This window comes from Streptomyces sp. NPDC028368 (genome assembly GCF_055565615.1).
In genome coordinates this window covers 224,622-250,947 of sequence record NZ_JBVHTY010000001.1, presented here as the reverse complement: position 1 = coordinate 250,947, position 26,326 = coordinate 224,622, and the positions used below count along the sequence as shown (strand labels likewise).

The window sequence follows — 26,326 nt, the reverse complement described above, 5'->3', positions numbered from 1 at the left end:
CGACCGTCTGAAGGGATCGCCTCGTTCGACGCTCTCGTTCCCGCCTGACGGGGACCGCTCGACTTTCTCGTCGACCACGCCGGTATCGGGGCCCGTGCCCGACGCCCGCCGCGCACCCCATACGCGAAAGAAGGCTGATCATGGCCCCATCGACGTCCAGCGCCATCACCCTGAACATCAACGGCGAGAAGCACACGCTGCCCGTCGACCACCGCACCACCCTGCTCGACGCGCTGCGCGAGCATCTCGATCTGACAGGTACCAAAAAGGGCTGCGACCAAGGCCAGTGCGGCGCATGCACGGTGCTGCTCGACGGGCGCCGGGCCGTCTCCTGCCTGCAGCTCGCGGTCGCCGCGGAGGGCCGCGTGATCACCACCATCGAAGGCGTGGCCGACGGCGAGCGGCTGCATCCGGTGCAGGAGGCCTTCCTCGACCTCGACGGCTACCAGTGCGGGTACTGCACACCGGGGCAGATCTGTTCGGCCATCGCGGTGATCGAGGAGCATGCGGCGGGCTGGCCGAGTGCCGCGACCGCCGACGTACGACCCGAAGCGGGAGTCGCCCCGCTCACCGCCGAGGAGATCCGGGAGCGGATGAGCGGCAACCTGTGCCGCTGTGGCGCGTATGTGTCGATCGTTCAAGCGGTCGCGCGGGCGGCCGAGGCCGGGGCCGGGGTCTCGGTGGACGCGGAGGTGGCGGTATGAGGGAATTCGGCTATCAGCGGGTGTCCGACGTGTCCGGCGCCGTGGCTCTGCTCGGCACGGATCCCGAGGCGCGCTATCTCGGCGGCGGCACCAATCTCGTCGACCTGATGAAGTCCGGGGTGGAGCGGCCCGCGCTGCTCATCGACGTACGGGACCTCCCCCTCGACCGGATCGAGGGCACCCAGGACGGCGGTCTGCGCATCGGCGCGACCGTCACCAACAGCGACCTCGCCGCCGATCCCGAAGTGCGGCGCCGCTACCCGGCGTTGGCGCAGGCCGTCCTCGCCGGCGCCTCGGGTCAGCTGCGCAACATGGCCACGGTCGGCGGGAATCTGCTCCAGCGCACCCGCTGCGGCTATTTCGCCGACCTGACCAAGCCGTGCAACAAGCGCGCCCCCGGCAGCGGTTGCCCCGCCATCGAGGGTGAGCACCACAATCACGCGATCCTCGGCGCCTCCCGGCACTGTGCGGCCATCCACCCCTCGGACATGGGGGTGGCGCTCGCCGCCTTCGATGCCGTCGTCACCTATGAAACGGCGGACGGACCGGGCGAGTTGCCGCTCGCGGAGTTCTATCTGCCCGTGGGTGACACCCCGCATCTGGAGACCGCGCTGCCACCCGGCGCGCTGATCACCGGCATCACCCTGCCGCCGGCTCCGGTCGCCGCCGTCTCCCGCTACCGCAAGGTGCGCGAGCGCGCGTCCTACGCGTTCGCGATCGGCTCGATCGCCGCCGCCCTCGACGTCCGGGACACCGTCATACGCGAGGTGCGCCTCGCCTTCGGGGCGGTCGCGTCCCGGCCGTGGCGGGCCCGGGAGGCCGAGCGGGTGCTGACCGGTGGCCCGGCGACCGCCGAGGCGTTCGCCGCCGCCGCGGATGCCGAACTGGCCGCCGCCGAGGCGCTGCCCCACAACGGATACAAGGTGATGCTGATGCGCAACCTCGTCGTGGCCATGCTGACCGAGCTCACCGAGGAGGCCGCCCGATGACCACGACGACGGAAACCACCGTGGTGACGGGAGCCGTCGGCACCGCCCACACCCGCTTGGAGGGCCGGGCCAAGGTCACCGGAGCGGCCCGCTACGCGGGAGAGATCCCCTTCGCCGAACTGGCCCACGGCTGGCTGGCGTTGTCCAGCATCGCCCGCGGCCGCATCCGCTCCGTCGAGGCGGATCCGGTACTGGCGATGCCCGGCGTGCTCGCCGTCCTGCACCACGAGAACGCGCCACGTCTCGACCTCGACTACGTGGGCCTGCTGGGGCGGCCCGACCCGGCCCTCGGGGTTTTCCAGCAGGACCGTGTGCCGTATGTGGGCTGGCCGGTGGCGCTGATCGTCGCCGAAACGTCCGAGCAGGCCAGGGAGGCCGCCGAGGCGCTGGTGGTCCGGTACGACGAGGAGCCGCACGACGTGGCGTTCTCCGCCGGACGACCCGGGACGTACACACCGGAGAACTCCGCCGCGCAGAAGGGGGACGTCGAGGCCGAACTCGCCGCGTCCGCCGTCGTCGTGGACGCGGAGTACACCACACCGGAAGAGCACCACGGCATGCTGGAGCCGCACGCGGCGACGGCTCTCTGGGAGGGCGGCCGGCTCGAGGTCGTCGACTCCAATCAGGGCACCATCTGGGTGGCGGCGGAGCTCGCGAAGCTGTTCTCCCTGGATCCGGCCTCGGTACGCGTACGGTCCGAACACGTCGGCGGCGGCTTCGGGTCCAAGGGACTCCGCGCGCACCAGGTGTGCGCCGTGATGGCCACCACCGTCCTCCAGCGCCCGGTCCGCGTCGTACTGACCCGCCGTCAGATGTTTTCGCTGACCGGCTACCGCAGCCCCACCGCACAGCGGCTCAGGCTCGGCGCCGACGCGGACGGGCGGCTGCGCGCGTTCGACCACCAGGCGCAGAGTCTGACGTCGACCGTGCATGAATTCGTCGAGGCGAGCGCCAACGTGGGGCGTGTGATGTACGACGCGGACGCGCACCACAGCGTCAACCGCGTCGTGCCGCTCGATGTGCCGACCCCGACGTTCATGCGCGCGCCGGGCGAGGCGCCGGGCTCGTTCGCCATGGAGTGCGCGCTCGACGAACTCGCCGAGAAGTGCGGCCTGGACCCGATCGCGCTGCGCGTACGCAACGAACCGGACGTGGGACCCCTCTCCGGGCTGCCGTTCAGCAGCCGCAATCTGCTCGCCTGCTTCGAGGAGGGCGCCCGCAGGTTCGGCTGGGCGGACCGGGACCCGCGTCCCGGCGTGCGCCGCGAGGGGCCCCGGCTGATCGGGACCGGCACGGCGGCGGCCGCGTTCCCCGCGAGGGCCATGCCGTCCACCGCTGCCGTGACGGCGGAGGCGGACGGCACCTTCACCGTACGGATCAACGCCGCGGACATCGGGACCGGGGCGCGGACCGCGCTGACCCTGATCGCCGCGGACGCGCTGCAGGTCGAGCCCGGCCGCATCCGGACACGGATCGCGGACAGCGACTTCGGCCACGCGATGATCGCCGGCGGCTCGATGGGCACCCGCTCCTGGGCCTGGGCGGTCACGGCCGCGGCGGCCGAGCTGCGGGAACAGCTCGCCCTGGGCGGCGACATCCCGCCGGACGGGATCACCGCCCGGTCGGACACCTCCGAGGCCGTCGGCGCACTCGCGGAGACGGAACGGCACTCCTTCGGCGCGCAGTTCGCCGAGGTCGCCGTCGACGTCACCACCGGTGAGATCCGCGTACGGCGCATGCTCGGCATCTTCGCCGCGGGCCTGATCGTCAACCCCCTGACCGCGCGCAGCCAGCTCATCGGCGGTATGACCTGGGGCCTGTCCATGGCCCTGCACGAGGAGGCGGTCCGGGACCAGGCGACGGGCGGCCATGTCGGCGCCGATCTCGCGGGCTATCACTTCGCCGCGAACGCCGACGTACCGCTCATCGAGGCGGACTGGGTGGACGACCCGGACCCGGATGACCCGGTCGGAATCAAGGGCATCGGCGAGATCGGGATCGTGGGCGCCGCGGCGGCCATCGCCAACGCGGTCTGGCACGCCACCGGCGTACGTCACCGGGACCTGCCGATCCGGCCCGACCGTGTCCTACTGGCAGGAGGAGGGGACCGCGGCGTCGGATGAACCCGCACAGCCGACCGCGCCGTCGCCGCCCCGCCCCACCCGCCGGCCCACGCACCACGAGGAGAGCGAGATGCTGGACATCGCCGACGAGTTGAACCGCTGGGTCGAGCAGGGCCGGGACTTCGCCGTGGCCACCGTCGTGGCCGTCGGCGGCAGCGCGCCGCGGCGGCCCGGCGCCGCCCTCGCCGTCGACAGCCAGGGCACGGCCATCGGCTCGGTCTCCGGTGGCTGTGTGGAAGCGGCGGTGTACGACCTGTGCACCCAGGCGCTCCAGGACGGTGCGACGGTGCTCGAACGGTTCGGCTACAGCGACGAGGACGCCTTCGCGGTGGGCCTGACCTGCGGCGGGGTCATCGAGGTCCTGGTCACGCCGGTGGCGTCGGCCGCGCCGGGCAGGAAGGCCTTCGCGGCGGCGCTGTCGGCCGCCACCCGGGGAGAGGCGGCGGCGGTCGCCCGGGTGATGCGGGGCCCGGACGAACTGCTCGGCAGGGCGCTGGTCGTACGCCCCGACGGCTCGTACGAAGGCGGTCTCGGCGGGCATCCGGAGCTGGACCGTACGGCGGTGGGTGAGACCCGCGCCATGCTGGCCGCGGGTCGCACCGGCCCCTTCGCCGTCTCGGAGAGCGGGTCGCGCTGCGGGGCGGCCCTGACGCTGTTCGTCGAGTCGAGCGTGCCGCCGCCCCGCATGATCGTCTTCGGTGCGGTCGATTTCGCCGCGGCGCTGGTGCGGATGGGGAAGTTCCTCGGCCACCACGTGACCGTCTGCGACGCCCGCCCCGTCTTCGCCACGCGGGCCCGCTTTCCCGAGGCCGACGACATCGTGGTCGAGTGGCCGCACCGCTACCTCCAGCGCACCGAAACCGACGGCCGCACGGTCCTGTGCGTGCTCACCCACGACGCCAAGTTCGACATCCCCCTGCTCGAGGCGGCCCTGCGGCTGCCGGTCGCCTTCGTCGGCGCGATGGGCTCCCGCCGCACCCACGAGGACCGCAACCGCAGGCTCCGCGAGGCCGGCCTCACCGAAAGCGAACTGGCCCGGCTCCGCTCGCCGATCGGCCTCGACCTCGGGGCCCGTACGCCGGAGGAGACCGCCCTGTCCATCGCGGCCGAGATCGTCGCGGCACGGCAGGGCGGCACGGGCGTTCCGCTGACCGGCGCGCGGACACCGATTCACCATGACGCGGACCGGCCACGAGATGACGCGGACCGGCTGCGAGCCGGTGCGGCCGGGGCGGCGGGCGGGGCCCCTACCGCCGCATGACCCGGCTCGGCCTTCGGCTCAAAGCGGGCGTCGGCTCAAGCGGCCTTCGGCTCAAGCGGCCGTGGCCGGCCCGGTCCGCACCGTGGAAACGAGCATGAGCGCCACATCGTCCTGCCGGTCCGCGTCCGCGTGCCGGTTCTCCAGAAGGACGTCGGCGAGGTGCTCGAGCCCCAGCCGCGGTGCGTTGGCCAGGCGCCCGGCGAGGTTGGCGACGGAGCACTCCGGGTCGACTCCCGGTGTTTCGACGAGGCCGTCGGTGTAGAGCGCCAGCACGGATTCCGGGGGCAGGGCGATCTCCGTGGCGGAGTACCGGGCATCGGGCTCGATGCCCAGAAGCAGCCCCGGGGGGACGTGCACCACGGTGGTGTGCCCGTCGGGGTGGCGCAGCAGAGGGGGCGGATGGCCGGCGCTGGCGACGCAGGCCCGTTGCGTCCGCACGTCGATGTGCACATACAGGCAGCTGGTGAACAGGTCCGGGTCCAGATCGGTCAGCAGCCGGTTCGTACGGGCCAGCACCTCACCGGGGGAGGCGCCCGCGGCCGCGTGGGCGTGCACGGCGGTACGGGCCTGTCCCATGAGGGCGGCCGCCGCCGCGTTGTGACCCTGCACATCGCCGATGACCGCGGCGACACTGCCCTCGTCGAGGCGGATCAGATCGTAGAAGTCGCCACCGATGTCCATACCGCGCGTGGACGGCAGGTAGCGGGCGGCGACGGCGAGCCCGGGTACCCCGGGCAGCCGGCGCGGCAGCAGGCCGGCCTGCAGGTCATGGGCGAGCTGCTGCTTGGTGTCGTACAGCCGGGCGCGGTCCAGCGCCTGGGCGATCAGACCCGCCAGCGAGGTCAGCACCTGACGCTCCTCCAGGCTGAAGACGCGGGGACGGGTGTACGAGAGGATGCAGCAGCCGACCGGGCGGCCGGAGACGATCAGCGGCAGTACGGCTCGGGCCGCCTTGCCGGTCAGATGCGGCAGCCCGGGGTAGGAGCGCTCCATCTCCTCGGGGGAGCTGAAGAATCTGGACTCCCCGGTGGCGAGCGCGCGGACGGCGGGGCTGTTGGCGGCGCTGAGGGCGACGCCCTCGAAGGCGTCGATGACCTCGGCGGAGTAACCCCGGTGGCCGACGGTCCGTAGCCGGCCGCCCTCCGCCACGTACATGAGCATGCCCTGAGCGCCGAAGGCCGGCACGATCTGGTCGGCCACGAGATCGACGACATCCTGAACCCCCACGGCCTCGGTGAGCGCGGCCGCCAGATGCAGGACGTGGTAGATCTGCCCCGCCCGCACGGGTACCACCTCTCCCTCCGCCGGGAAGGGAGCCACGGGGCCGTTTCCCCTGTCCGAGGGGCTGATCCACACACTCAGGCCCCGGCCGTCGGGGAACAGGCGGAAGATGAGCCAGTGGTTCGGGGGGCGGCATGCGGTGAACGACATCGGCTGCCGGCTGACCACCGCGGCGCGGTAACGGTCCTCGAACTCCGGATCGCGCAGCCACGGCAGGATCTCCCAGGGGCGCGAGCCGACCAGCCGGGGCTCCGGCTCGCCGAGCAGCTCCGCCGCGCCGCTGGTGGCCATGGTGATGCGCCCTTCCAGATCCAGCGCACAGCAGCCGCCCGGCAGACGTTCCACGTAGTCGACCGCCGCCTGCGCCTCCGCCGGGCTCACGGTCCGTGCGGGGGGCTGCGCCAGGATGCGCGGCGCATCGGGCGGCGCGGAACCGCCCGCCGGCGGCACCTCGTCCAGCGCCGCCGCCAGGCGCCTGCAGCCGGCCTCCACCGCCTCGCGTTCGTCCGCCGACAGCTGCGGCGCATGACCGGCCGGCCACAGCAGCAGCAGCGCGCCCCGGCACCGCGTCCCGTCGCTGACCGGCGCCGCGGCCAGCGCGAAGTCGTACGGTACGGCCACCGCCGTACGGGGGAAGTCACGGGCCAGCTGCTGATGGCCCCCCGCCCACACCAGGCGCTCCCGGCGCGCCGCAACGGCAACCGGAATCGGCGCCGCCAGCGCGACACGGCCCCAGGGTTCCAGCAGCGGCGCCGGCAGGCCGCTCACGACGGTCAGCCGCAGCACGGGCTCATCGGCCATCAGCTCATAGAGCCCGCCCGCCGAGGTCCCGGACTCCGCCATCACCCGCAGCAGCGCCCGGCCCACGGGATCGGAACCGGGCCGGCCGCTCATCTCACACCTTCACAGCTTTCGTGGGAACAGCGAGATCACTGTGACCCGCCGTGACCGTCATGGCGATTCGGGACAGTGCTGACGTTACGCCGTCGGCCGGGCCGCGGCATGCGAGCACCGGGCCGTGGCGTGTGCCGCCCCGGGCCGCGCCGAGTAGCGCGATGCGGTCATCCGGGCTGAAGTGGTAGGTGGAAGAGGCAGGCGCGACGCAAGGCGGGCGACCACCGTGCGCCGCGCTCGGCGGCCGCTTGGGCGCCGCGGCATCCGATCGACGGCCGCTCTTCGATGACCAAGCGGCAACGCGCAAGGCCCCTGGCCACTGAGGGAGGCTGTATGCATGCGAATGTGGGCACGGAATCGGGGCGGGCCATCCAGCCGGCCGGGGGAACGGGGGAGCATGCCCGTCCCCATCGCACCTTCTCTCACCCGCTGAAGGCCCGCGTTGTCGACACCGGGTCCGGCAGGCCCGTGCCGGGCGCCACGGTGACGTTCGCCTGGGATTCCACCACTCAGCAGGCCCTCTTCGAAGGCGACGCAATCGCCGTCACCGCACGCACCGACGCCGAGGGATTCGCGCGGACCCCGCCGCTGGTGGCGGGCGATGCGGCCGGCACCGCCACCTTCACCGTCACCGCCGAGGGCGCCGCCCCCGCGGAGTTCAAGGTCGTGGTCGACCCCTGAACCGGCCCGCGGCACGGCCGGACATGGCTGCCCTCAGCGTCAGCGGCCGGGTATCAGTCGCGGAGGTCTTCCGTGCCGAGCCCGAGAGACTGGGCGATGCTCTGTACGTTGCCGTACCGCTCCCCTTCCGGGAGTCCCTTGGCCAGGGCGATCAACCGGTCCGGTGCGTTGTCGCGTACGAGCCGTTCGACGATGGCGGGCCGGTCGGCCGGATACAGGCTGCGGCCGAGGTGCTGCGCGATCTCGGAGCGTAGTGCGACGTCCTCTTGGGTCATCCCGTGCGGTGCGCCACCGCGGAAGGCGGTGTCCGGCGCCTGAGATGCCACGGGCTGGTCCTCTCCCGACGGCTGGAGTTCTCGGTCCTCAGCCGTGCGCAGGGAACGATCCCGGGTCAGTTCCGCGCGGAGCTCCTTCTTCATGATGTCGTCCCGGGCGGGGCCCGTCTTGTCCGTACCGTGCTGCATGGGCAATTTCGCCTCCAGAGTTGCGGGAGGATGTCCTGTCCTTCGCGGTCCTGTGCCTCGCTGTGTCTGCCTTGGCAGCGTGCTCGCAGAGTCCGGACTTGGTCAAACCGTCCAGGTCGAGGCCGCCCCGATCGGCATCGGCAAGCCGGCCGGCCCGGACGTCACGGCATCGCGCCACACGGGACGTGCCATGCCGACCACACCTGCTTCTCCATCGCACGCCCGGCGCGCGGAGATCGCATCTTCTCGGCCCGGACGCGGGTGCCTCACCGGCCGGGACCCGCCGCCCGGTGTTGGCCCTGCTCCGGCCCAACCCCGCCCCGCCTTCACCGCGTTCGCACACTGTCCGTACGGTCCCCGATGCTCGACCGGTGAAGGAATATGGCGGTATTTATCCTCACCCAAAGAAATTAGTCGTCGATAGTGAGTATGGGGCGGTTTGTGGGGAGTGTCGGCGAGGTGCGGTATGCGTCCGGGACGGCCCGAGGCCGGCCGCGCGTCCGCCTTCGGATTGTCAACGCACGGCTCGCTTTCGTATCGTTCGTACTTCGATTCTTGACGATGCGGGTGGCAGTGACGTTCACTTTCAGCCGTTCCGGGCCGGTCAGGGCGGCCCCTTGCGGAGGTACCTTAAATGAATGCAGCACTGCGTCGTATAATCACCGGCGCAATGGCGCTCTCTCTTGCCGCGCCATTGGCGGCCTGTGGAAACAGCGACGACAACACAGGTGCTGAACAGGAGTCCATAGGGCTGCTCCTGCCGGAGAACAAAGCGGCCCGCTACGAGGCATTCGACCGCCGCATCATCGCGAGCCGGATATCGACGCTCTGCCTCGAATGCAAGGTGGACTACCGCAATGCCGAGGAGCAAGTCGACGTCCAGAAGAGACAGTTCGAGGCCCTGGTGAAGAAGGGCGTCAAGGTCATCATCCTGGACCCGGTCGACGCGCGGGCCGCCAAGAGCTGGGTGGACGCCGCCGCCAAGAAGGGCGTCAAGGTCATCGCGTACGACCGGCTCGCCGAGGGGGATGTCGCCGCCTACGTCTCGTACGACAACGAAAAGATCGGCCAGCTGCAGGGCAAGGGCATCCTCGCGGCCCTCGGCTCTCAGGCGGCGAGCGCCGATGTCGTCATGCTGAATGGTTCGCCGACCGACCCGAATGCCCCGTCCTACAAGAAGGGCGCCCACGAAGTCCTCGACGGCAAGGTCCATAAGGTCGTCTACGAGCAGGACATCCCCGAGTGGTCCGCGGTGGAAGCCCGGAAGAAGATGAATGAGGTCATCAAGGACCTCGGGCCGACGGGTTTCGACGCCGTCTACGCGGCCAATGACGGGTTGGCGGGCGGAGCCGCCGAGGCGCTGAAGTCGGCCGGGCTGAAGAATGTGCCCGTCGGTGGCCAGGACGCCGAACTCCCCGCCCTGCGCCGCCTGGTGAGCGGTACTCAGTCGTTCACTATTTACAAGCAGGTCAGGCCGGAGGCCGAAACCGCGGCGGAGATCGCCTTCCGGCTTCTGCGGGGCAAGAGCATCAAGTCCTTCACCCCGACGACCACCGACAGCAAGAGCAAGTCCGGGATCCCGGCCAAGCTTTTCAACGCGCAGATCGTCACCAGGAAGAACATGGAGGACACCGTGATCCGCGATGGTGTCGTCCCCACCGACTGGATTTGCACCAAGGATCTCGCCTCGGCCTGCAAGTCGCTCGGGCTGGACTGACCCGGCGGAGCCGGCACCGGCATTCAGGGCGTACGGCCCGATCACGGGAGGTATACGTACGCCATGAATGCCAACGAGTCGCACCACACCCCGGCCGGCCCCGACCAGCCCCTGGCGGGCAGCGTCGCGCTGGTGACCGGCGCCTCCAGCGGGATCGGCGAGGCGGCGACGCTGTCGCTCGCCCGGCTGGGGTGTTCCCTCGCGCTGGTCGCGCGCCGCACCGACCGGCTGACGGAGCTCGCCGATGCGCTCAGCTCGCAGGGCGTCTCGGCCCTCGCGCTCACCGCGGACCTCGGCATCCCGGGACAGGCCCGTCGGGTGGTCGAGGACGCGGTGCGCCACTTCGGCCGGCTGGACGTGGTGGTGAACAACGCGGGGTACGGAGCGCGCGCCTCGGTGGAGGAGAGCGACCTCGAGGACTGGGAGCGGATGGTCGATCTCAACCTCAAGGCGGTGCTGCAGCTGTCTCACGCCGCGCTGCCGCATCTGCTGCGCGCGGCGGAGGACGGCGTCCGGGGCGTCGCCGACCTGGTGACCGTCAGCTCGGTCGCGGGGCGGCTGGCCCGTAAGAACAACGCCGTCTACTCGGCCACCAAGCACGCGGTGTGCTCGTTCAGCGAGTCCCTGCGCCAGGAGGTGACCGGGCGAGGGGTACGGGTCGGGCTGGTCGAGCCGGGGATGACCACGACGGAGATGACCATCGGCGGCGAGTCGGCGTTCGGGATGCCGCAGGAGAGCTGGCTGCGGGCGGAGGACATCGCCCGCTCCATCAGCTTCATGATCACCCAGCCGTCGCATGTGGCGATCAACGAGATCATGGTGCGGCCGACCGCTCAGGAGCACTGACCCGCGCCACCAGGGCCGCCCGCCCCCGCGACACCCCCGCCGGGCGCCCCGCCCCCCGTCCGGTTAGCGTCGGAACGGGGGACCGGCGATGAGGAGGTGGCGGGCGCCATGTGGCCGGCCGTCCTGTTCGTGGTGCTCGCGGCGGCCGGCAACGCGCTGGGCACGGTGCTGCAGCGGCGCGCGGCCCGTACGGTGCCGCTGGCGCCGGGGCTGCGGCTGGGCCTGCTCGTCGATCTGCTGCACCGCGCGGCGTGGCTCGGCGGCATGCTCGCGGTCCTCGCCGCCGCCGGCTTCCAGGCGCTGGCGCTGTCCGTGGGGGCCCCGGCGAGTTCTTCCTGGCCTGGCAGACCTACGGCTTCGCCGCCGTCGGTGTACTGGCCCTGTTCCTCATGGAGAACGCCATGCAGTCCGGCCCGCTGACCGCCTCTCAGCCCGTCCTCACCCTCGGTGACGCCCTGGTCAGCCTGTCCCTGGGCGTCACGTTGTTCGACGAACGCGTCCGGACCGGCTGGTGGCTGCTCCCGGAGGCGCTGGGCGTCGCGCTGGTGCTCTGGGGCGCCGTGCGGCTCTCCCGCGTCGCGCTGACCCAGGACGTGGTGAGCGGGCCGGGGAGCGGGGCCGCGGCCGATGTCAGCGATGCGCGCCGGTGAGACCTGCGGTCACGGCTGTACGTCGGTGAGCGCGACGATGTAGCCGGCGAACCGCAGCTCACCGCGGTCGGGTGTCCATCGCTGCACTGCGGTCAGCGGGGTGAGCGTGGCCGAGCCCGGTACGGGGGAGTGTGTGTGCTCGGGGCCGCCGGGCCGGGGCGCGTACCGGCAGTGGACGGCGGTGATCCCGGCGACGGTTGCCGCCGCGGCGGAGCGCCCGGTGGAGTCGTCCCGGCCCCCGCCGTGGTGGTTCTCCGCGGCGTCGATCAGGCTGGCGGCCTCGGTGCCCATCACTTCGGCGAGCCAGTCCTTGTCGGCGTCCAGGAGCGCCCAGGAAACCTGCGATCCGATACGGAACGGCTTACCGCAGCACTCCATCTGCCAACTGTCGATCCATACGGTGAGTTTCATGGGGTGATTCTCCCGCGGTGCCCCCGCCGACGACGGGGGCACCGGCCTGCTGGGTTCAGTGCTTGGCGGCGGGCGCGTTGGCGGCTGTGACGTTCACAGCTGCCCAGGACTTGGCCACCGTCTTGTACTCGGTGCTGTTGGCCCCGTAGAGGTCCTTGGCGGCCTTGAGGGTCGCGGTCCGGGCCCCGTGGAAGTCGGTCGTGGAGACCATGTACCGGGTCAGCGCCCGGTAGTAGATCGCCGTTGCCTTCTTCCGGCCGATGCCGGTCACCGAGGAGCCGTCGAAGGTGGGGGAGTCGTATGTGACGCCGCCGATCACCTTCTTCCCGCTGCCCTCGGCGAGGAGGTAGTAGGCGTGCGAGGACACGCCGGAGCCGGCGTGCACCTCGGTGTCGTAGGACTCCTTCGACCAGTAGTCGACGGTGCCCTCGAGCTTGTCGAGGGACGGCTTGTCCAGCCGGCGCAGGAACTTCTGCTGCAGGCCGAGCTTCTCGCCCATCAGGTAATTCGGCGGGTTCTTCGGGTTGTTGGCGGCGAACTCGACCGAGCTGCCGAAGATGTCCGCCAGCGACTCGTTGAGGGCGCCCGGTTCGCCGAACTGGTTGCCCTCCTCGTCGACGCGGGTGGGCTGGAGGCCCGCGGTCGCGTCCACGACGCCGTGGGTGAGCTCGTGGCCGGTGACGTCCAGGACGACCAGCGGCTTGGTGAAGGTCTTGCCGTCACCGTCGCCGTAGAGCATGCAGCCGCAGTCGGAGGACCAGAAGGCATTGCCGATGTTCTTGCCGAAGTGCACCAGGGCGTGGGCGCCACGGCCGTCGTTCTTGATGCCCTTGCGCCCGAAGGTCTTCTTGTAGAAGTCGAGGGTGCTCGTGATGCCGTACTGGGCGTCCACGGCCGCGGTGCCGCGGTTGCTCGTCGTGCCGTTGCCCCAGCGGTTGTTGGTGCTGGTGAACGCCTTGCCGGCGGAGAACTTCTCCAGTTCCTTGCCGCCCGCGTCGCGGGTCTCGGTGTTGCCGCGGGTGGAGTCCTTCAGGGTGAAGGAGTTCTTCGCGGTCCGGGTGGTGGAAAGGGGGACCTTGCCGACGAAGAGGGACGATCCGGTGCCGGTGGCCGCGCCCGGGGAGCCCTTGGCGGCCTTGCCCGTGGTGGCCGGGGCCGTGGCGCCGGTCAGCCCGGTCACCGGGCGCAGCTTCTCGCCCAGCTTTCGCAGCTTGGCCTGCACGGCGGGGGACAGGAAGGAGTCGTTGGCCGGGATGTTGCTGAGCACCGAACCGGTGCCGGCGTCGACGACGACCGTACGGATGCCACCGGTCTCGTCGGCGCGGCTGTCGGTCACCTGCACCTGATAGGCCAGCGCCGTACGGCCCGCGCGGGCGTCCACGACCAGTTCGGCCGTACCGGCCTGGCCCTTCGCGGCGGTGGCGGCCTTCTCCTCGGCCTGCCCGGCCGACAGGTCCGGGCTGGTGGATGCCACCTCGACCTGCCGCTGGGAGGCCCGGGTCACGTCCTGGTAGGCCGACTTGGCGTCCAGGTGGATGACGAGGTCACCGCCGAGTACCGGCAGGCCCCGGTGGGTCCGTATGAAGCGGACGTGCTGCTTGCCGTCCGGGTCGACCAGCAGGTCGGTGGCCTTGAGTTTGTCGTTCTTGCCGACGCCGGTGGCGGAAGCGTGGGCGTACGCGGCGGCGCGGGCCGCGTCCACGATCGCCGAGTGGCCGGCGGAGGAGGCGGGAGCCGAGCCCTGAGTGACCGAGGGGGTGGCGATGGCGGTGCCCGCTACCCCGGCCGTGATGGTCGCGGCCGTCGTCACCGCGACGGCGATCGCCAGGCTGCGTATGTGGGGTCTACGCACTGATGTGGGTCCTTAGTGCACCTGGGGCGGTCGGCAGCCAACCGCCCGTACGCGCGGCGCTGTTGTGCACCGCGGGGGTCGGGAGACCCCGGGCAAACCCTGCGTGGTCTGGCATGGGCATGTAAAGCCCAAAGATCGGTTTTCTACCGGGTTAAATCGAAATTTGACAATTGATCAGCCTTGGGTAGCCGCAAGGTGACCAACTGTGTTCCCAGCTCTGGGTGAGGAGACCCGATCGGAGGCCGGAGGGTTGCTTCGCCCCTGCTGAGACGTGCGTCTCATCCGGGAATGCGCCCGGCACGGGTGCTGTTGGCGTGCACGACAGTCTTGATCATGTGCACGGAGGGGGTTCGATGACCATTTTGGTCACCACGCCGAACGGTGCGGTGGGGCGCTATCTCACCGAAGCGCTGCGCGACCGGAGCGATGTGCGCTTCTTCGTACGCTCCGAGGCCAGTGCCAAGGCGCTCGGTGCCGTCTGCGGTGAGGTCTTCCGCGGAGATGCCACCGATGCGTCGGACGTCCGGGGCGCGGTCGCCGGCGTCGACCGGCTCTACCTCGCGCATCCCTTCGCCGAAGACCAGATTGCCGCCGAAACGCGCCTCGGTGTCGCCGCCATCGAGGCCGGTGCGCGCCGCATCGTCAAGCTCGGCGCACGGGCCTTCACCGGCGCCGGGACCGTCCCGGACGCGGTCACCGGCGCCCATGACACGATCACCGGCCGACTGCGGCGTGCCGGTGTCCCGGAACTGACCGTCCTGCGCCCCGACCGCTTCCTGCAGAACTTCCTCCCGGCAGCCGCCTCGATCGCCAAGGGCACGCTGGCCGATCCCGCCGGACCCGGCGCCCGGGGCTATGTGGACGCGCGGGACATCGCGGCGGTCGCGGTCGCCGCACTCCTGGCGGCGCATCCGGTCGGCGGTGAGATCGAGATCAGCGGCCCGCAGGCACTGACACTGGCCGAGCTCGCCGACCGCTTCGCCGCCGCTCTCGGCAGGCCGGTCCAGTACGCCGAGGTGCCGCTCGACGAGGCCTGGCGGACCTCGCTGGCGGAGCGCGGCGTCGCGCCGCAGGTCATCGACGGTTTGCACGGCCTGTACGCGAACTATCGCCACGAGGGCGTGGCCGGACTCGGCGACGGCGTTCAGCGCGTACTCGGCCGCCCACCCCGCTCGGCCGAGGACTTCGCGGCCGAACTGCTCGTGCCCGCCCTGGCCGGTACCTGACTCTCGCCGTGCCGCGAGGCGAACGGCCCTGCGGGGTATCCGTCCAGCGACGCCGCCGGCGCCCTCACCGCCGACGCACTCCGCGACTGGGCGCACGGCACCATGGCGAGCTACCGAACTGGTCGACCGGGCCGAACTGGCCGCACGAGCCAGTCGTACGCGGCCCGCGCCGTGAACTCCGTCTGGCCGCCCGCGAACAGCAGCCCGGCGTGCGCGAACGCCGGGTCGTCGGCCGTGTCCACCACATAGGGAACCGCGATGCAGCGCATCCCCGCCCGGTGTGCCGCCAGCGCGCCGGGCGGCGCGTCCTCCATCACCACACACGCCTGCGGCGCGACAGTCATCCGGCGCGCGGCCTCCAGGAACACATCGGGCTCCGGCTTGCCGCTCGCCACTTCCTCCGCCGACACCCTCGTGGCCAGCAGCGCATCGAGCCCCGTGCCGGCGAGCACCGCCTCGATCGCGGCCCGCGACGACCCGGACGCCACCGCCATCGGATGCCCGGCCGCATGCAGCCGCTCCACGAACGTGCGCATTTCCGGGAACACTTGGGTGTGCGTGCGCGCCAGCTCCAGATAGCCGCGGTTCGTGCCCGCCAGCAGTTCGTCGACCGGCGCGTCGATGCCGAACTCCCGGCCGAGGATCTCCAGCGTCTCGCGCGTCCCGATACCGATGAACCGGGTGTGGTGCTCCCAGCTGAAGTCCCGCACCCCGTAACCGGCCAGCAGCCGCCGGCTCGCCTCGTAGTAGTTCGGCTCGCTGTCCACGAGCGTGCCGTCGAGATCGAAGATCACCGGAGTACGCGGGACGGGAGTGACGGGCGGTCCCTGGGGGGTGGGGGAGGTGCTCATGCCCTCCAGCATGCCAAGCGCCCGCCCGGCCCGGCTCCGCAGCGGGCCACCGCACGGCTCACCGCGGCTTCGCGGCGCCGCCCACCGCCTCGACCAGCGGCAGCATCCGGTGCGGCACCCGCTCGCGCAGCGCCATTTCCGTGCGGGTGCGGACCACGCCGGGCAGGCTGATCAGCCGCTGGATCACGTCCTCGAGGTGCGCCGCGTCCCTGGCCACCACCCGCGTCAGCAGATCCCCGCCCCCGGTCGTCGAGAAGGCCTCGATGATCTGCGGCACCTCCGCCAGCGCGGTGGCCACCTCCTCCAGATGCCCCTGCGTCACCTCGATGTGCACAAAGGCGAGTACGGGGTGCCCCAGCGCGGCGGGCGAGAGCCGCGGGCTGTACGCCGTGATCACCCCGTCCCGCTCCAAGCGGTCCAGCCGCGCCTGCACCGTCCCGCGGGCCACTCCCAGGACCCGGGCGTACTCCCGCACGCTGGTGCGCGGCTGCTCCAGCAGCAGCCGAAGAATCTTGGCGTCCAGGGCGTCGACGGGCATGGTCGGACGGGATCCTCACGGTCGGGCGGCGGCGGTCCTCGGGACTGTACCAATGGCCTGGCGGGCGACTATCTGACGACTTTTCAGCCGGGCCGCATCCGTGCGAGGGGTGTGTGTCCAGGTCAGCGGCGCGCCCGGTAGATTTCCGTCCCGCTGCCGGCTTACGCCGACCGATGCCGACGACGTCTTACGGGGGTTTCCATATGTTCGGAATCGTCAGGCCCTGCTCCCATCGCCTTACCGAAGGACTCAAGGCGGAGTGGATGGCCCATCTGTGCGGTCTCTGCCTCGCGTTGCGGGCGGACCACGGGCAGTTCGCCCGGGTGGTCACGAACTATGACGGGCTGATCGTGTCCGTACTGACGGATGCGCAGACCGGCCGCGCGGACACCGGGCGCCGTACCGCCGGGCCGTGCCCGCTGCGGGGCATGCGGACCGCTTCGGTGGCGAACGGCGAGGGCGCGCGGCTCGCCGCGTCGGTGTCCCTCGTCCTCGCCTCCGCGAAGATACGCGACCACGTCGCCGACCGGAACGGGCTGCTGCGCCGCCGGCCCGTGGCCGCCGCCGCGCGCAAGGTTGCCGCGGGCTGGGACCGGGCCGGGGCGCGTACCGGCGCCACGCTCGGCTTCGACACCGCCGTACTCGTCGACGCGGTCGACCGCCAGGTGGGCATCGAGGACCTGGCCGGCCCCGGCACCCCGCTGACCGTCATCACCGAACCGACCGAGACGGCGACCGCCGCGGCGTTCGCGCACACCGCCGTGCTGGCGGGTCGGCCCGGCAATGCCGCGCCCCTGGCCGAGGCCGGCCGGCTCTTCGGGCGGCTGGCCCACCTCCTCGACGCGGTGGAGGACCGCGCGGCGGATGCCGCCGAAGGCGCCTGGAACCCGCTCACCGCCACCGGCGCCACCACCGCCCAGGCCCGCCGGCTGTGCGACGACGCCGTGCACGGCATCCGCCTCGCGCTGCGCGATGTGGAATTCGCCGACTCCGCCCTGGTGCATGTGCTGCTGGTCCACGAACTGCGGCGGTCGGTGGACCGCGCCTTCGGTACGGCCGCCTGCGCCCACCAGGGGCACGAGGCGCCGGGTTACGGCCCGCCGCCCCAGTACGGACAGCAGCCGCCCCCGTACGGGCAGCAGCCGCCCCAGTACGGCCAGGCGCCGGCCGGCGGCCCGTATGCCCACGGGCAGCAGCCACTGAACGGCCCGCAGGCCCCGTACGGCGGTGGCCCGGTGCCGCCGGGGGGTTCCGGTGGCGGCCACGGCGGTCACGGTGGCGGTCCGGGCGGCGGGGACGGGGGGATGCCGCAGTTCCCGCATCCGCCGAAGAAGCCCCGCGGCTTCCTCGCGGGCTGCGCGGTCTTCGTCGGCCTGTGCTGCACCTGCAAGCTCTGCTGCGCCGACCATTACGAGGGGCCGTGGTCGCGCAAGCGGCGCGAGGGGTGCTGCCAGGACTGCGACTGCTGCGATTGCTGTGACTGCAGCTCTTGCGATTGCTGTGACTGCTGCAGCTGCTGCGACTGCGGATAGCCGTCCTCCGCCGAGCGGCGGCGCTCCGCCGGCCGGCGGGCGGGCCGGATGGGGTGCCGCCGGTCAGCACATGTGTGTGCCGCCGGTTAGCACATGGCGAGGCGCGCGGCCACGCAAGGGTCCTCGTTGCGGTAGCCGAGGCGGGTGTAGAGCCGTTCGGCGGGGGTGTTGTCGGCGAGCTGCCACAGGGTGCAGAAGCCATGGTGGCGTACGGCGTGCCGGGTCAGCCACGAGGTCAGTGCGGCGCCGAGGCCCTGGCCGCGCAGGCCGGCGTCCGTGGCGACGGAGGCCATCAGCGGGGCGCCGCTGTCCCGCAGGCTGCTCATGGCGCCGCAGGCCACCAGCCGCCCGTCCGTGTCGCGGATGCCGGCCCACAGGCTGACGTCGGCGGAGCCGGGGCCGGTGGAGTGGGCCGGGCTAACGGGAGGGCGAGGGCCCGGACGCGCGCAGGGCGCACGGCCGAACCAACCGGTCTGATTTGGGGGATCCCGGCAGCGGCTGCGCACACGGCGCGCCCGGCCGACCGGGACGGTCAATGGTGCACACCGTCCCTGGCCCGGGGCACACCGTCCCTGGCCCGGGGCAAATCAAGTGGCGCAGGCGCTGAACGGGTCGCCGAAGCGGTGGCTGACCGGTGGCGCCGCCATTGGTCCCCTGTCGGCCCGACCGTAGCGGCCAGCACTGTGCCAATGGCCCAGTAATTTTCGCCTCCCTTGAGCCAATAGCCGTGGTGATGTTGTCATGGTGGTGTCGATGGCGCTGCGGATCCCGCGGCGCCTTTTTCATGCCGGAACGACGACCGGAACGAAGACCGGACCGACGACCGGAACACGACCGGGAAGAAGACCGGACCGAAGAAGGGGCGGGAAGCTGTGCTGAAGAAGGTGTTCGTGGCTCCGGACCCGGGTCGGCTGCGGCTGCGCAGCGCTACCCGGGCCGTCCTCGGCATCAGTCTGGCCGTGGCCGTCTGCGGCCTTGTCGGCCACTCGCTGGTCGCGTGCATCACCGGCGGGCTCGCCGCCCTGCTCGCTCTCTTCACGGTCACCGATGCCACGGTGCGCCAACAGGCGGTCACCACTCTCCTGCTGCCCGCGGTCGGATTGCCGGTGCTCGCCCTCGCGGCGGGGCTGCACGACCACCCGCCGGCGCGGGACGCGGCCTTCCTCGCCGTCATGGGGCTGGGGGTCTACGCCAGGCGCTGGGGGCCGCGGGGTCATGCCCTCGGGGTGTTCGCGTTCATGACCTTCTTCGCGACGCAGTTTCTGCACGCGGTGCCCGGCCAACTGCCCGAGCTGTATGCCGCCGTCGTCCTCGCTCTCCTGTCCTCCTCGGCCGTGCGTTTCGGCCTCTGGTGCTACGAGCGGCGGCTGCCGCCCGTCGTCGCGCCCGTTCCGCCGGCCGGCGCCGGCCTTGCCCGTACGACCACCCGCCAGGCCGTCCAGGCGACCCTCGGCGGCGCCGTGGCCCTGATGGCCGGGCAACTGCTGTCCGACCAGCGCTGGTACTGGGCCGTGGGCGCCACATGGTGGATCTTCGTGAACACCGCCTCCCGTGGCGAAACCCTGATCCGCGGTTTCCGGCGGATCCTCGGCACGGTGATCGGTATCGCCGTCGGAGCGGGCGTAGCCCTCCCGCTGCACGGGGCCGCCGTCCCCACCGCGGTTCTCGTCGCGGTATGCGTCTTCGGGATCTTCTACTCGGCCGCCGTCTCCTACACCTGGATGATGTTCGCGGTGACGGTGATGGCCGGACTGCTCTACGGGCTGCTGGGCGTCCTGGACTCGAGTCTGCTCGTGCTCCGCGTCGCCGAGACCGGCGTGGGGGCGATCGGGGCGGCGCTGGCCGTTCTCGTGGTGCTGCCCGTGACCACACATGCCACCACCGATGCCTGGATTCAGCGCGCACTGCGCTGCGTACACGCCTGCGCCGCCGAGGCCGCCGCCCGCCTGGCCGGCTCGGGGACCGCGGACCCGGCGCCGCGCATCGCCGAACTGGAACTGCTGCTCGGCAGGGTGCGGCTCTCGCTGGCCCCGCTGGTGCATCCGCTGAGCCCCCTCCGCGGCCGTAAGGCGAAGGCCCGTCGGGTCCTGGCGCTGCTCGACGACTGCGCCCGCGAGGCCCGGGGACTGGCCTCCATCGCAGCGGACCCGGAGGCCTCGCACGACGACCGGCTCGCCGCCGCTTGCTGGCGTGTGGAGGAGGCTGTGGAGGCACTGACCTCGCCGGGGAAGGGGCGTGAAACGGCGGGGGCGGTCGCCGCGGTACCGGAGTATCTGGTGCCCGAACCCGCCCTCGCCCATCTGCACGGCCTGGAGAAGGCACTGGCCGAACTGGCCGTGCCGCTGCGCAGCACCCGGCCCTCACCCCTGGCCGGGGCCTGACCGGCGGGTATCGGCCATCGGCACAGGTGCCGCGTCCCGGGCTGTTAGCGTCGCCGGGGAACCTCTCACAGCCAGGCACTTGGCGGCAGGCGGACGAAGGGCGGACCCATGGGGACGACGGGCAACGGCCGGCGCGCATACATCGGATCGTTCACGACGGCGGGCGGCCTCGGTATCACCACGGCGGCCGTCGACCCGGCGACCGGCGCGCTCGGCCTGCGGCACTCCACCGACGCCGTCCCCAACCCCTCCTACCTGGCCCCTGGCCCCGACGGACGCTGCCTCTACGCGGTCAGCGAGCTCCCGGACGGTGCGGCGGCGGCCTTCGCCCTCACCCCCGCGGGGCCCACACCGCTCGGGCCCGCCGTCCCGGTGGGCGGCGCCGACCCCACCCACCTCACCCTGGCCGCCGGCCACCTGATCACCGCCAACTACAGCTCCGGAAGCGTCAGTTCGCTCCCCGTACGGGCCGACGGCACCCTCGGCGACCTCGCCACCGTGCTCCCTCACCAGGGCAGCGGCCCCCAGACCGACCGTCAGGAAGGCCCGCATGCGCACGCCGTGCTGCCCGACCCCACCGGCCGCTGGCTGCTCAGCGTCGACCTCGGTACGGACTCGGTCCGCGTGTGCGCCCTCGACGGTGGCGGCGGGGCGCTGACCGTACGGGACGAGGTGGCGCTGCGGCCCGGCAGCGGACCGCGCCACCTCGCCTTCCACCCACGCGGCGACCGCGCCTACGTCATCAACGAACTCGACCCGACGGTCACGCTCTGCCGATGGGACGCCCACCGGGGCACCCTCACGCCCCTCGGTGAAAGCCGGCTGCTCCCGGACGGGGAAACCACGGGCGGCACCTTCCCCTCCGAACTGGTCGTCTCCCTGGACGGCCGGTTCGCCTGGGCCGCCAACCGGGGCCACGACAGCATCTCCGTCCTGGCCCTCGCCCCGTCGGGCGATACCGCCACGCTCCGGACGACCGTCCCCTGCGGCGGGCACTGGCCCCGCGACCTGGCGCTGCACCCCGAGGGGCGACACCTCTACGCCGCCAACGAACGCTCCGGCGACATCACCTGGTTCGCCCTCGACCCGGAAACGGGCATCCCCACCAGGACCGGCTCCGTCGACGCCCCGGCGGCCTCCTGTGTGGTCTTCGTCTGAGCGGCATTCGGCCCTGTGGGACCCGCGCGCGAGCCGGCAGGACCCGCTTTCAGACTTCCGGCACCCGCATTCAGGCCCGCGGGAACTGCCCGCCGAAATACACCTGGGTCTCGGTGACCCGGCCGTCCCGCACCGTCATCACCTCGACATTGCGATGGCGTTCGCCGGTCGTGAGCACGTACTCGTACCGGACGAAGACCTGGCCGTCTTCGGCGGGCACGGTCTCGAGGATCTCCTGGGAGCGGAGCCGGTGCGCCGTGGGAAAGCACCGTTCGAAGAACGCGGCCCTGTCGATGTGATCGTCCAGCGGGCTGGTGAAGACGAAGTCCTCGGCGAGCAGCCGGTCCATGGCCTCGCGGTCCTGGGCGAGGTAGCTCGCGAAACAGGCGCGGACGACTTCGGCGTTCGACATGGCGCTCCTTCGGTGGGCGGGCCCGGGTGCCGTGCGGGCGCGGGGTCCCAACGTAGTCCGTGGCACGCTGCGCGCACCGTAGCTGCCGGACCGCCGCGCGCAGGGCCGCGAGGGGGCCGCTCGCGGCCGCGTGGCGAGCCGGCCTCCCACACCGCGGCCAAGGTCATCGCAGGCGGCCTGAGAGGCATCTGCGCCGTTCAGGCGCCCTGCCGTGCACCCGGACAAGGCGAAGGCCGCCCCGCGCACTGCGCGCGGAGCGGCCCTTCACGGTCTGCCCTGTGGACGCGTCCTAGCGGACCGGTGCGCCCTGCTGCAGGGTGATGCCCACCGACGCCGCGTAGTTCGACAGCACCAGCCGCCCCACCGCGCCGTACGCGCCGAGCGCCTCCGCCGCCGCGCACTCCGCCTCCGCCGCGGCCGCCCCCAGCAGGCCGTCGGCGAGTTCGGGGCCGATCAGGTACGGGGCCAGCGCCAGCTGCTGCGAACCGGAGCCGCGCAGCTGCTCCGCCGTCCGCGCGATGGCGCCCTCTTCGTCCAGACCGGCGGCCAGCACGGGCACGGCCAGCCGCGCCGAGAGCAGCATGCCGGTGATCCCGGCGGCCTGCACGGCCTCCTCGCCGCCCACGGTGGCCAGGATGATGCCGTCCGCCGCGGTGGCGACGGTGAACAGCCGCGCCCGGTCGGCGCGCGCCAGACCGGCCTCGGAGAGCCGGACGTGCAGCGCCTCGGCGAGCAGCGGGTGCGGACCGAGAACATCGGTCAGGTCGGCGCCCGAGCCGCTGTTCATGATCGCCTGACGTATCCGGCGCAGCAGGGCACTGTCCGGCCCGGCCAGCAGCGGAACGACCACCGCGGCGGGCTGGTCGGCCGGTCCGTCGTGGCCGATCCGGGCCTTCTGCTCGGCGCCGGCCTGGGCCAGTACGGCCTCCAGCGCCGGGAACTCGTTGTCATGGCCGTCGACATAGCCGATCCGGGCGTCGAGACCGGGCAGCTCGGAGCGGGCGATGCTGGAGACCTCTTCCGCCAGGCTGCGGGAGGCGGGGGTGGGGGGGCCGGGCACGGCCAGCACCAGGGCGGGTGCGCCCTCGGGTGCGGCGAGCGGCTCCGGCCTGCGGTGGCGGCCGGACTGCCGCGCACGCGGCATTCGTACAGGCAGGCCGGGTGCGGCTCCCGGGCTCGGGGAATCGGCGTCGAAATAGGGCGAGCCAGGTGCGGGCCCAGTGGGGGAACTCATGGCGCCGCATGCTAACGCCTTGGACCCCTCCCGCGCGGAGGGAGGGTTCGCCCTCGAGGTATCCGTCCCGATTTATCCCGCGCGTCACGGTGGCATGATCACCCCACAGGGCGTGTGATCTGCAACAACTTCGCGTCGGCGGGCAGGAGCAGGCGGTCCTCGGCCAGCGCCGCGGCAATGGCCAGGGACCCGTCCAGAGGGCTGCCCGCGGCCGTCTCCTGGCGGGCGTACGGGAGCCGTTCGGCGAGCGCCGTACGCAGCGGGGCCAGCAGCGGCTCGCCCATCCGGAACAGGCCGCCGGTCAGCGCCAGCACGGGGTGGCCACCGGGTGGGCAGACCGCGGCCACGGCGTCGGCGATATGGCGCGCGACGTCCTCGAGGATGCCCGCGGCCACCGGGTCGCCGGGGGCGCAGCGCGCCACCTCCGGCGCGAAGGAGGCCAGTACAGCGGGCCGGTCGGGCCGCGGATAGAGCGCCGCCGGCAGGCCGGTGACCGGCCCGAACTCCGCCTCCGCGCACGCCAGCAGAGCGCGCGATCCGCCCGGCCGGCCGTCGTGTGCGCGCATCGCGGCCTCCAGTCCGGCGCGGCCGATCCAGGCGCCGCCGCCGCAGTCGCCCAGCAGATGGCCCCAGCCGTCGGCGCGGCGCCAGCCGCCCGCCGCCGTCAGGTCCGTCCCCATGGCGATCATTCCGGTGCCCGCGGCGACCACGGCACCCGGGCGCTGGCCCAGCGCCCCGGCGTACGCGGTGACCGCGTCGGCCGCCAGTGCGAGATGGCGCACCCCGAACGCGCCGGCCAGCGCGGCGGGCAGCCGGGCGCGCAGATCGTCCCCCAGCGAGGCCATCCCGGCGGCGCCCACACAGACGGCGGTCAGCCCGTCCGCGCCCGCCTCGCTCAGCAACTCCTCGGCGGCGGGCACCAGTTGGGAGAGCAGATGGGCCGCGTCGATACCGGCGGGACCGGTGCGGACCGGTTCGTCACAGGTGTGGGTGGCCCGTGGCCGGGGAGCGGGGCCGTCGTCGGCGCGGGCGAGGGCGATTCGCAGCCCCGAGCCGCCCGAGTCGGCACCCAGGACGAACGGGCCGCGGCCGGCCGGCTCAGCCAAGGCCGCGGGCGTCCTGCTTGAGGGCGGTGTCGACGGTCAGGGCCGTGGCGACGACCAGGCTCAGCAGCGGGTCGGGCAGCCGGCGGTGGATCTGCAGCACGTAGTTGTCCGCGGTGGTGAACATCGTCTTGGCCAGTCCCTCCCAGGTCTTGGTGATCCGGGCGATCTCGGTGTCGGTGTGGTCGACGATCGCGAAGTTCCAGGCCCGCCAGTTCTCCGCCTTGATCGCACCGATCTGCTGGCCGTTGGCGTTCATCGAGAAGTTGATCTTCCCGATGGCGTTCTGCTGCACGATCTCGCCGACCGGCTGCCCGTCCGGGCGCTCCACCAGCACCTTGGACTTGATGATCTTCGCGGGCCGGGTGAGCACCAGCTGCGGCTGCCCGTACGCGTCCCGGATCTCCAGCTTGTGGGTCATGTACTGATCCAGGCTGGAGACGACGCGCAGCACCTTCTTGGCCGTGCTCTGGCCGACCTGGACGACCGTGCCGAGGGTGTTGCCGTGCTGGTCGAAGACGCCGTACTCGTTGGTGACCTCGATCAGCTTGGCCTTCTGGTTGACCACCAGGACCGGCTCGGTGAACAGACTGCCGCCGCCCGGCCCGGCGGGCGCCACCCCGGCCTGCTGCTGCACCTGGTGCGCCACGCCGGGATGGGGGCCCGGCTGTCCCGGCACCTGCTGCTGCGGGTAGCCGTAGCCCTGCCGGTCATACGGCGCTCCGCCCTGCGGCTGACCCGGATACGGGGCCTGGGCCGGCTGCTGCTGGGGCGCGTACTGCGGGGGCATCGGCTGCGGAGCGGCCTGCTGGGGGGCTTGGGCCTGCTGTTGCGCGGGCTGCTGTTGCGCGGGCTGCTGTGGGGCCGGTTGTGCTGCCTGGGGCTGGGGCTGCGGCTGTGCGTGGACGGGCTGCTGTGCCTGCTGCCCGGGATGGGTGTGTTCGGTCCACTGGGAACCGTCCCACCAGCGCAGTTGCTGGGGGGTGCCCTGCGGGTCGGCGTACCAACCCGCAGGGATGTTCGCGTTCGTCATGCGGGCACACTATCGCCCGGCATCACGGCGGCCTCCGGTCCACGGGCTGCGCCCCCTGGCCCACCGGCAGACCGTTCATCCGGCTGAACGACCGGGGCCGAAGAAGCCCCGGTCGGCGGCCATGGGGGAGTCGGCGGCCATGGGGGGTCTTCGCCCGGTCGTCATGGGTCTTCGAACGGTGTCAACTGCGTTCTGCGGCCGCCGATAGAGTGACGTGCTGTGGCAGCACTACCGTTGAATGAACTTGTGGAGCCCGGATGGGCGGAGGCACTGCGGCCCGTGGCCGGGCGCATCGCGGCGATGGGGGACTTCCTGCGCGCGGAAGTCGCGGCCGGCCGCACCTACCTGCCGTCCGGGACAAACGTCTTGCGGGCTTTCCAGCAGCCCTTCGACGAGGTACGTGTCCTCGTTGTGGGGCAGGATCCGTATCCGACTCCAGGAATGGCTATCGGGCTCAGCTTCGCTGTGGCTCCTGACGTGCGTCGACTGCCGGGCAGTCTGGAGAACATCTTCCGGGAGCTGCAGACCGACCTCGGCCTGCCCCGGCCGTCGAACGGTGATCTGACGCCCTGGACGGAGCAAGGGGTGTTGTTGCTGAACAGGGCCCTGACGACGGAGCCCCGCAAGCCGGCCGCGCACCGAGGCAAGGGGTGGGAGGAAGTGACGGAGCAGGCCATCCGCGCTCTTGCGGCGCGTGGCAAGCCGCTGGTGTCGGTGCTGTGGGGGCGTGACGCCCGTAACCTGCGGCCGCTGCTCGATGACTTCCCGGTGATCGAGTCTGCCCATCCCTCACCGATGTCGGCGGACCGCGGGTTCTTCGGTTCGCGGCCTTTCAGCCGTGTGAACGACCTCCTGGTCCGTCAGGGGGCGCAGCCGGTGGAGTGGCGGCTGCCGTAAGCCAGGGCTGTTCGCTCGGACGAAGCGGAATAGGACGACCGGCCGGCGGGTTGTCGGAAGTTGATCACATGTCCGCGAAGCTCCGATG

Annotated in this window: 22 protein-coding genes and 2 pseudogenes; 13 read left to right on the top strand and 11 right to left on the bottom strand. The window is 72.1% G+C overall.

The window, feature by feature from the left end:
- Positions 1-140 precede the first annotated feature (140 nt).
- The 4 genes from ACZ4S3_RS01225 to ACZ4S3_RS01210 all read left to right on the top strand — a co-directional run bounded on the left by ACZ4S3_RS01225 (position 141) and on the right by ACZ4S3_RS01210 (position 5,077).
- On the top strand, positions 141-704 hold the full coding sequence (locus ACZ4S3_RS01225; protein WP_467924309.1) for a 2Fe-2S iron-sulfur cluster-binding protein: 564 nt from the start codon (positions 141-143) through the stop codon (positions 702-704).
- The gene (locus ACZ4S3_RS01220; RefSeq protein WP_467924307.1) at positions 701-1,693 is read left to right on the top strand and encodes an FAD binding domain-containing protein; all 993 of its coding nucleotides are present in this window, start codon (positions 701-703) and stop codon (positions 1,691-1,693) included. Before ACZ4S3_RS01225 ends, ACZ4S3_RS01220 begins: the two co-directional genes overlap by 4 nt.
- On the top strand, positions 1,690-3,816 hold the full coding sequence (locus tag ACZ4S3_RS01215; RefSeq protein WP_467924305.1) for a xanthine dehydrogenase family protein molybdopterin-binding subunit: 2,127 nt from the start codon (positions 1,690-1,692) through the stop codon (positions 3,814-3,816). Before ACZ4S3_RS01220 ends, ACZ4S3_RS01215 begins: the two co-directional genes overlap by 4 nt.
- Positions 3,817-3,886: 70 nt before the next feature.
- Positions 3,887-5,077, top strand: coding sequence for an XdhC family protein (locus tag ACZ4S3_RS01210; RefSeq protein WP_467925187.1), 1,191 nt, complete (start codon positions 3,887-3,889; stop codon positions 5,075-5,077).
- A gap of 51 nt (positions 5,078-5,128) precedes the next feature.
- Here the strand turns inward: ACZ4S3_RS01210 and ACZ4S3_RS01205 are convergent, their stop codons facing one another.
- Positions 5,129-7,252: a SpoIIE family protein phosphatase gene (locus ACZ4S3_RS01205; protein ID WP_467924303.1), complete on the bottom strand. Its 2,124-nt coding sequence runs from the start codon at positions 7,250-7,252 to the stop codon at positions 5,129-5,131.
- A gap of 333 nt (positions 7,253-7,585) precedes the next feature.
- On the opposite strand from ACZ4S3_RS01205, the gene ACZ4S3_RS01200 reads away from it, so the two are divergent.
- Positions 7,586-7,933, top strand: coding sequence for a carboxypeptidase-like regulatory domain-containing protein (locus tag ACZ4S3_RS01200; RefSeq protein ID WP_467924301.1), 348 nt, complete (start codon positions 7,586-7,588; stop codon positions 7,931-7,933).
- Positions 7,934-7,986: 53 nt separating this feature from the next.
- Here ACZ4S3_RS01200 and ACZ4S3_RS01195 read toward each other — a convergent pair whose 3' ends face one another.
- Positions 7,987-8,397: a DUF2795 domain-containing protein gene (locus ACZ4S3_RS01195; protein ID WP_467924299.1), complete on the bottom strand. Its 411-nt coding sequence runs from the start codon at positions 8,395-8,397 to the stop codon at positions 7,987-7,989.
- 634 nt (positions 8,398-9,031) lie between these two features.
- Between ACZ4S3_RS01195 and ACZ4S3_RS01190 the strand changes: the two genes are divergently transcribed.
- The 3 genes and pseudogenes from ACZ4S3_RS01190 (at position 9,032) to ACZ4S3_RS01180 (ending at position 11,610) form a co-directional block, all read left to right on the top strand.
- Complete coding sequence (locus ACZ4S3_RS01190; protein WP_467924297.1) at positions 9,032-10,114, top strand: sugar ABC transporter substrate-binding protein; 1,083 nt, start codon at positions 9,032-9,034, stop codon at positions 10,112-10,114.
- A gap of 63 nt (positions 10,115-10,177) precedes the next feature.
- Positions 10,178-10,960, top strand: coding sequence for an SDR family oxidoreductase (locus tag ACZ4S3_RS01185; protein ID WP_467924295.1), 783 nt, complete (start codon positions 10,178-10,180; stop codon positions 10,958-10,960).
- 108 nt (positions 10,961-11,068) lie between these two features.
- Positions 11,069-11,610 (top strand): annotated as a pseudogene (locus ACZ4S3_RS01180) (hypothetical protein).
- Positions 11,611-11,619: 9 nt separating this feature from the next.
- Here the strand turns inward: ACZ4S3_RS01180 and ACZ4S3_RS01175 are convergent.
- Both ACZ4S3_RS01175 and ACZ4S3_RS01170 read right to left on the bottom strand, forming a co-directional pair.
- Positions 11,620-12,021 (bottom strand): DUF6578 domain-containing protein, encoded by a 402-nt coding sequence (locus tag ACZ4S3_RS01175; protein WP_467924293.1) that lies wholly within the window; start codon positions 12,019-12,021, stop codon positions 11,620-11,622.
- Between the two features lie 55 nt (positions 12,022-12,076).
- The gene (locus tag ACZ4S3_RS01170; RefSeq protein ID WP_467924291.1) at positions 12,077-13,873 is read right to left on the bottom strand and encodes a M4 family metallopeptidase; all 1,797 of its coding nucleotides are present in this window, start codon (positions 13,871-13,873) and stop codon (positions 12,077-12,079) included.
- A gap of 353 nt (positions 13,874-14,226) precedes the next feature.
- Here ACZ4S3_RS01170 and ACZ4S3_RS01165 point away from each other — a divergent pair, with 353 nt between their 5' ends.
- Positions 14,227-15,099: an NmrA family NAD(P)-binding protein gene (locus tag ACZ4S3_RS01165; protein WP_467924289.1), complete on the top strand. Its 873-nt coding sequence runs from the start codon at positions 14,227-14,229 to the stop codon at positions 15,097-15,099.
- A 110-nt stretch (positions 15,100-15,209) separates the two neighbouring features.
- On the opposite strand, the gene ACZ4S3_RS01160 is transcribed toward ACZ4S3_RS01165, so the two are convergent.
- Positions 15,210-15,950: an HAD family hydrolase gene (locus ACZ4S3_RS01160; protein WP_467924286.1), complete on the bottom strand. Its 741-nt coding sequence runs from the start codon at positions 15,948-15,950 to the stop codon at positions 15,210-15,212.
- Between the two features lie 58 nt (positions 15,951-16,008).
- Positions 16,009-16,488 carry an Lrp/AsnC family transcriptional regulator gene (locus ACZ4S3_RS01155; protein WP_467924284.1) on the bottom strand — a complete coding sequence of 160 codons (480 nt, stop codon included), beginning with the start codon at positions 16,486-16,488 and terminating at the stop codon, positions 16,009-16,011.
- A gap of 203 nt (positions 16,489-16,691) precedes the next feature.
- Between ACZ4S3_RS01155 and ACZ4S3_RS01150 the strand changes: the two genes are divergently transcribed.
- Positions 16,692-18,020 (top strand): DUF5685 family protein, encoded by a 1,329-nt coding sequence (locus tag ACZ4S3_RS01150; RefSeq protein WP_467924282.1) that lies wholly within the window; start codon positions 16,692-16,694, stop codon positions 18,018-18,020.
- 86 nt (positions 18,021-18,106) lie between these two features.
- Here ACZ4S3_RS01150 and ACZ4S3_RS01145 read toward each other — a convergent pair.
- Positions 18,107-18,439 (bottom strand): annotated as a pseudogene (locus tag ACZ4S3_RS01145) (GNAT family N-acetyltransferase); the annotation flags it as partial.
- Between the two features lie 453 nt (positions 18,440-18,892).
- Between ACZ4S3_RS01145 and ACZ4S3_RS01140 the strand changes: the two are divergent.
- The gene (locus ACZ4S3_RS01140; RefSeq protein ID WP_467924280.1) at positions 18,893-20,401 is read left to right on the top strand and encodes an FUSC family protein; all 1,509 of its coding nucleotides are present in this window, start codon (positions 18,893-18,895) and stop codon (positions 20,399-20,401) included.
- A 108-nt stretch (positions 20,402-20,509) separates the two neighbouring features.
- Positions 20,510-21,559: a lactonase family protein gene (locus ACZ4S3_RS01135; RefSeq protein WP_467924278.1), complete on the top strand. Its 1,050-nt coding sequence runs from the start codon at positions 20,510-20,512 to the stop codon at positions 21,557-21,559.
- 70 nt (positions 21,560-21,629) lie between these two features.
- Here ACZ4S3_RS01135 and ACZ4S3_RS01130 read toward each other — a convergent pair whose 3' ends face one another.
- From ACZ4S3_RS01130 to ACZ4S3_RS01115, 4 genes are all read right to left on the bottom strand, one after another.
- Positions 21,630-21,971, bottom strand: a complete 342-nt coding sequence (locus tag ACZ4S3_RS01130; RefSeq protein WP_467924276.1) for a nuclear transport factor 2 family protein — start codon at positions 21,969-21,971, stop codon at positions 21,630-21,632.
- Positions 21,972-22,260: 289 nt separating this feature from the next.
- On the bottom strand, positions 22,261-23,205 hold the full coding sequence (locus ACZ4S3_RS01125) for a sirohydrochlorin chelatase (RefSeq protein WP_467924274.1): 945 nt from the start codon (positions 23,203-23,205) through the stop codon (positions 22,261-22,263).
- 98 nt (positions 23,206-23,303) lie between these two features.
- The gene (locus tag ACZ4S3_RS01120; RefSeq protein WP_467924272.1) at positions 23,304-24,311 is read right to left on the bottom strand and encodes an N-acetylglucosamine kinase; all 1,008 of its coding nucleotides are present in this window, start codon (positions 24,309-24,311) and stop codon (positions 23,304-23,306) included.
- The gene (locus ACZ4S3_RS01115) at positions 24,304-25,341 is read right to left on the bottom strand and encodes an LURP-one-related family protein (protein ID WP_467924270.1); all 1,038 of its coding nucleotides are present in this window, start codon (positions 25,339-25,341) and stop codon (positions 24,304-24,306) included. Before ACZ4S3_RS01115 ends, ACZ4S3_RS01120 begins: the two co-directional genes overlap by 8 nt.
- A 219-nt stretch (positions 25,342-25,560) precedes the next feature.
- Between ACZ4S3_RS01115 and ACZ4S3_RS01110 the strand changes: the two genes are divergently transcribed.
- Positions 25,561-26,238, top strand: a complete 678-nt coding sequence (locus ACZ4S3_RS01110) for a uracil-DNA glycosylase (RefSeq protein WP_467924268.1) — start codon at positions 25,561-25,563, stop codon at positions 26,236-26,238.
- The last annotated feature ends 88 nt before the right edge of the window (positions 26,239-26,326 follow it).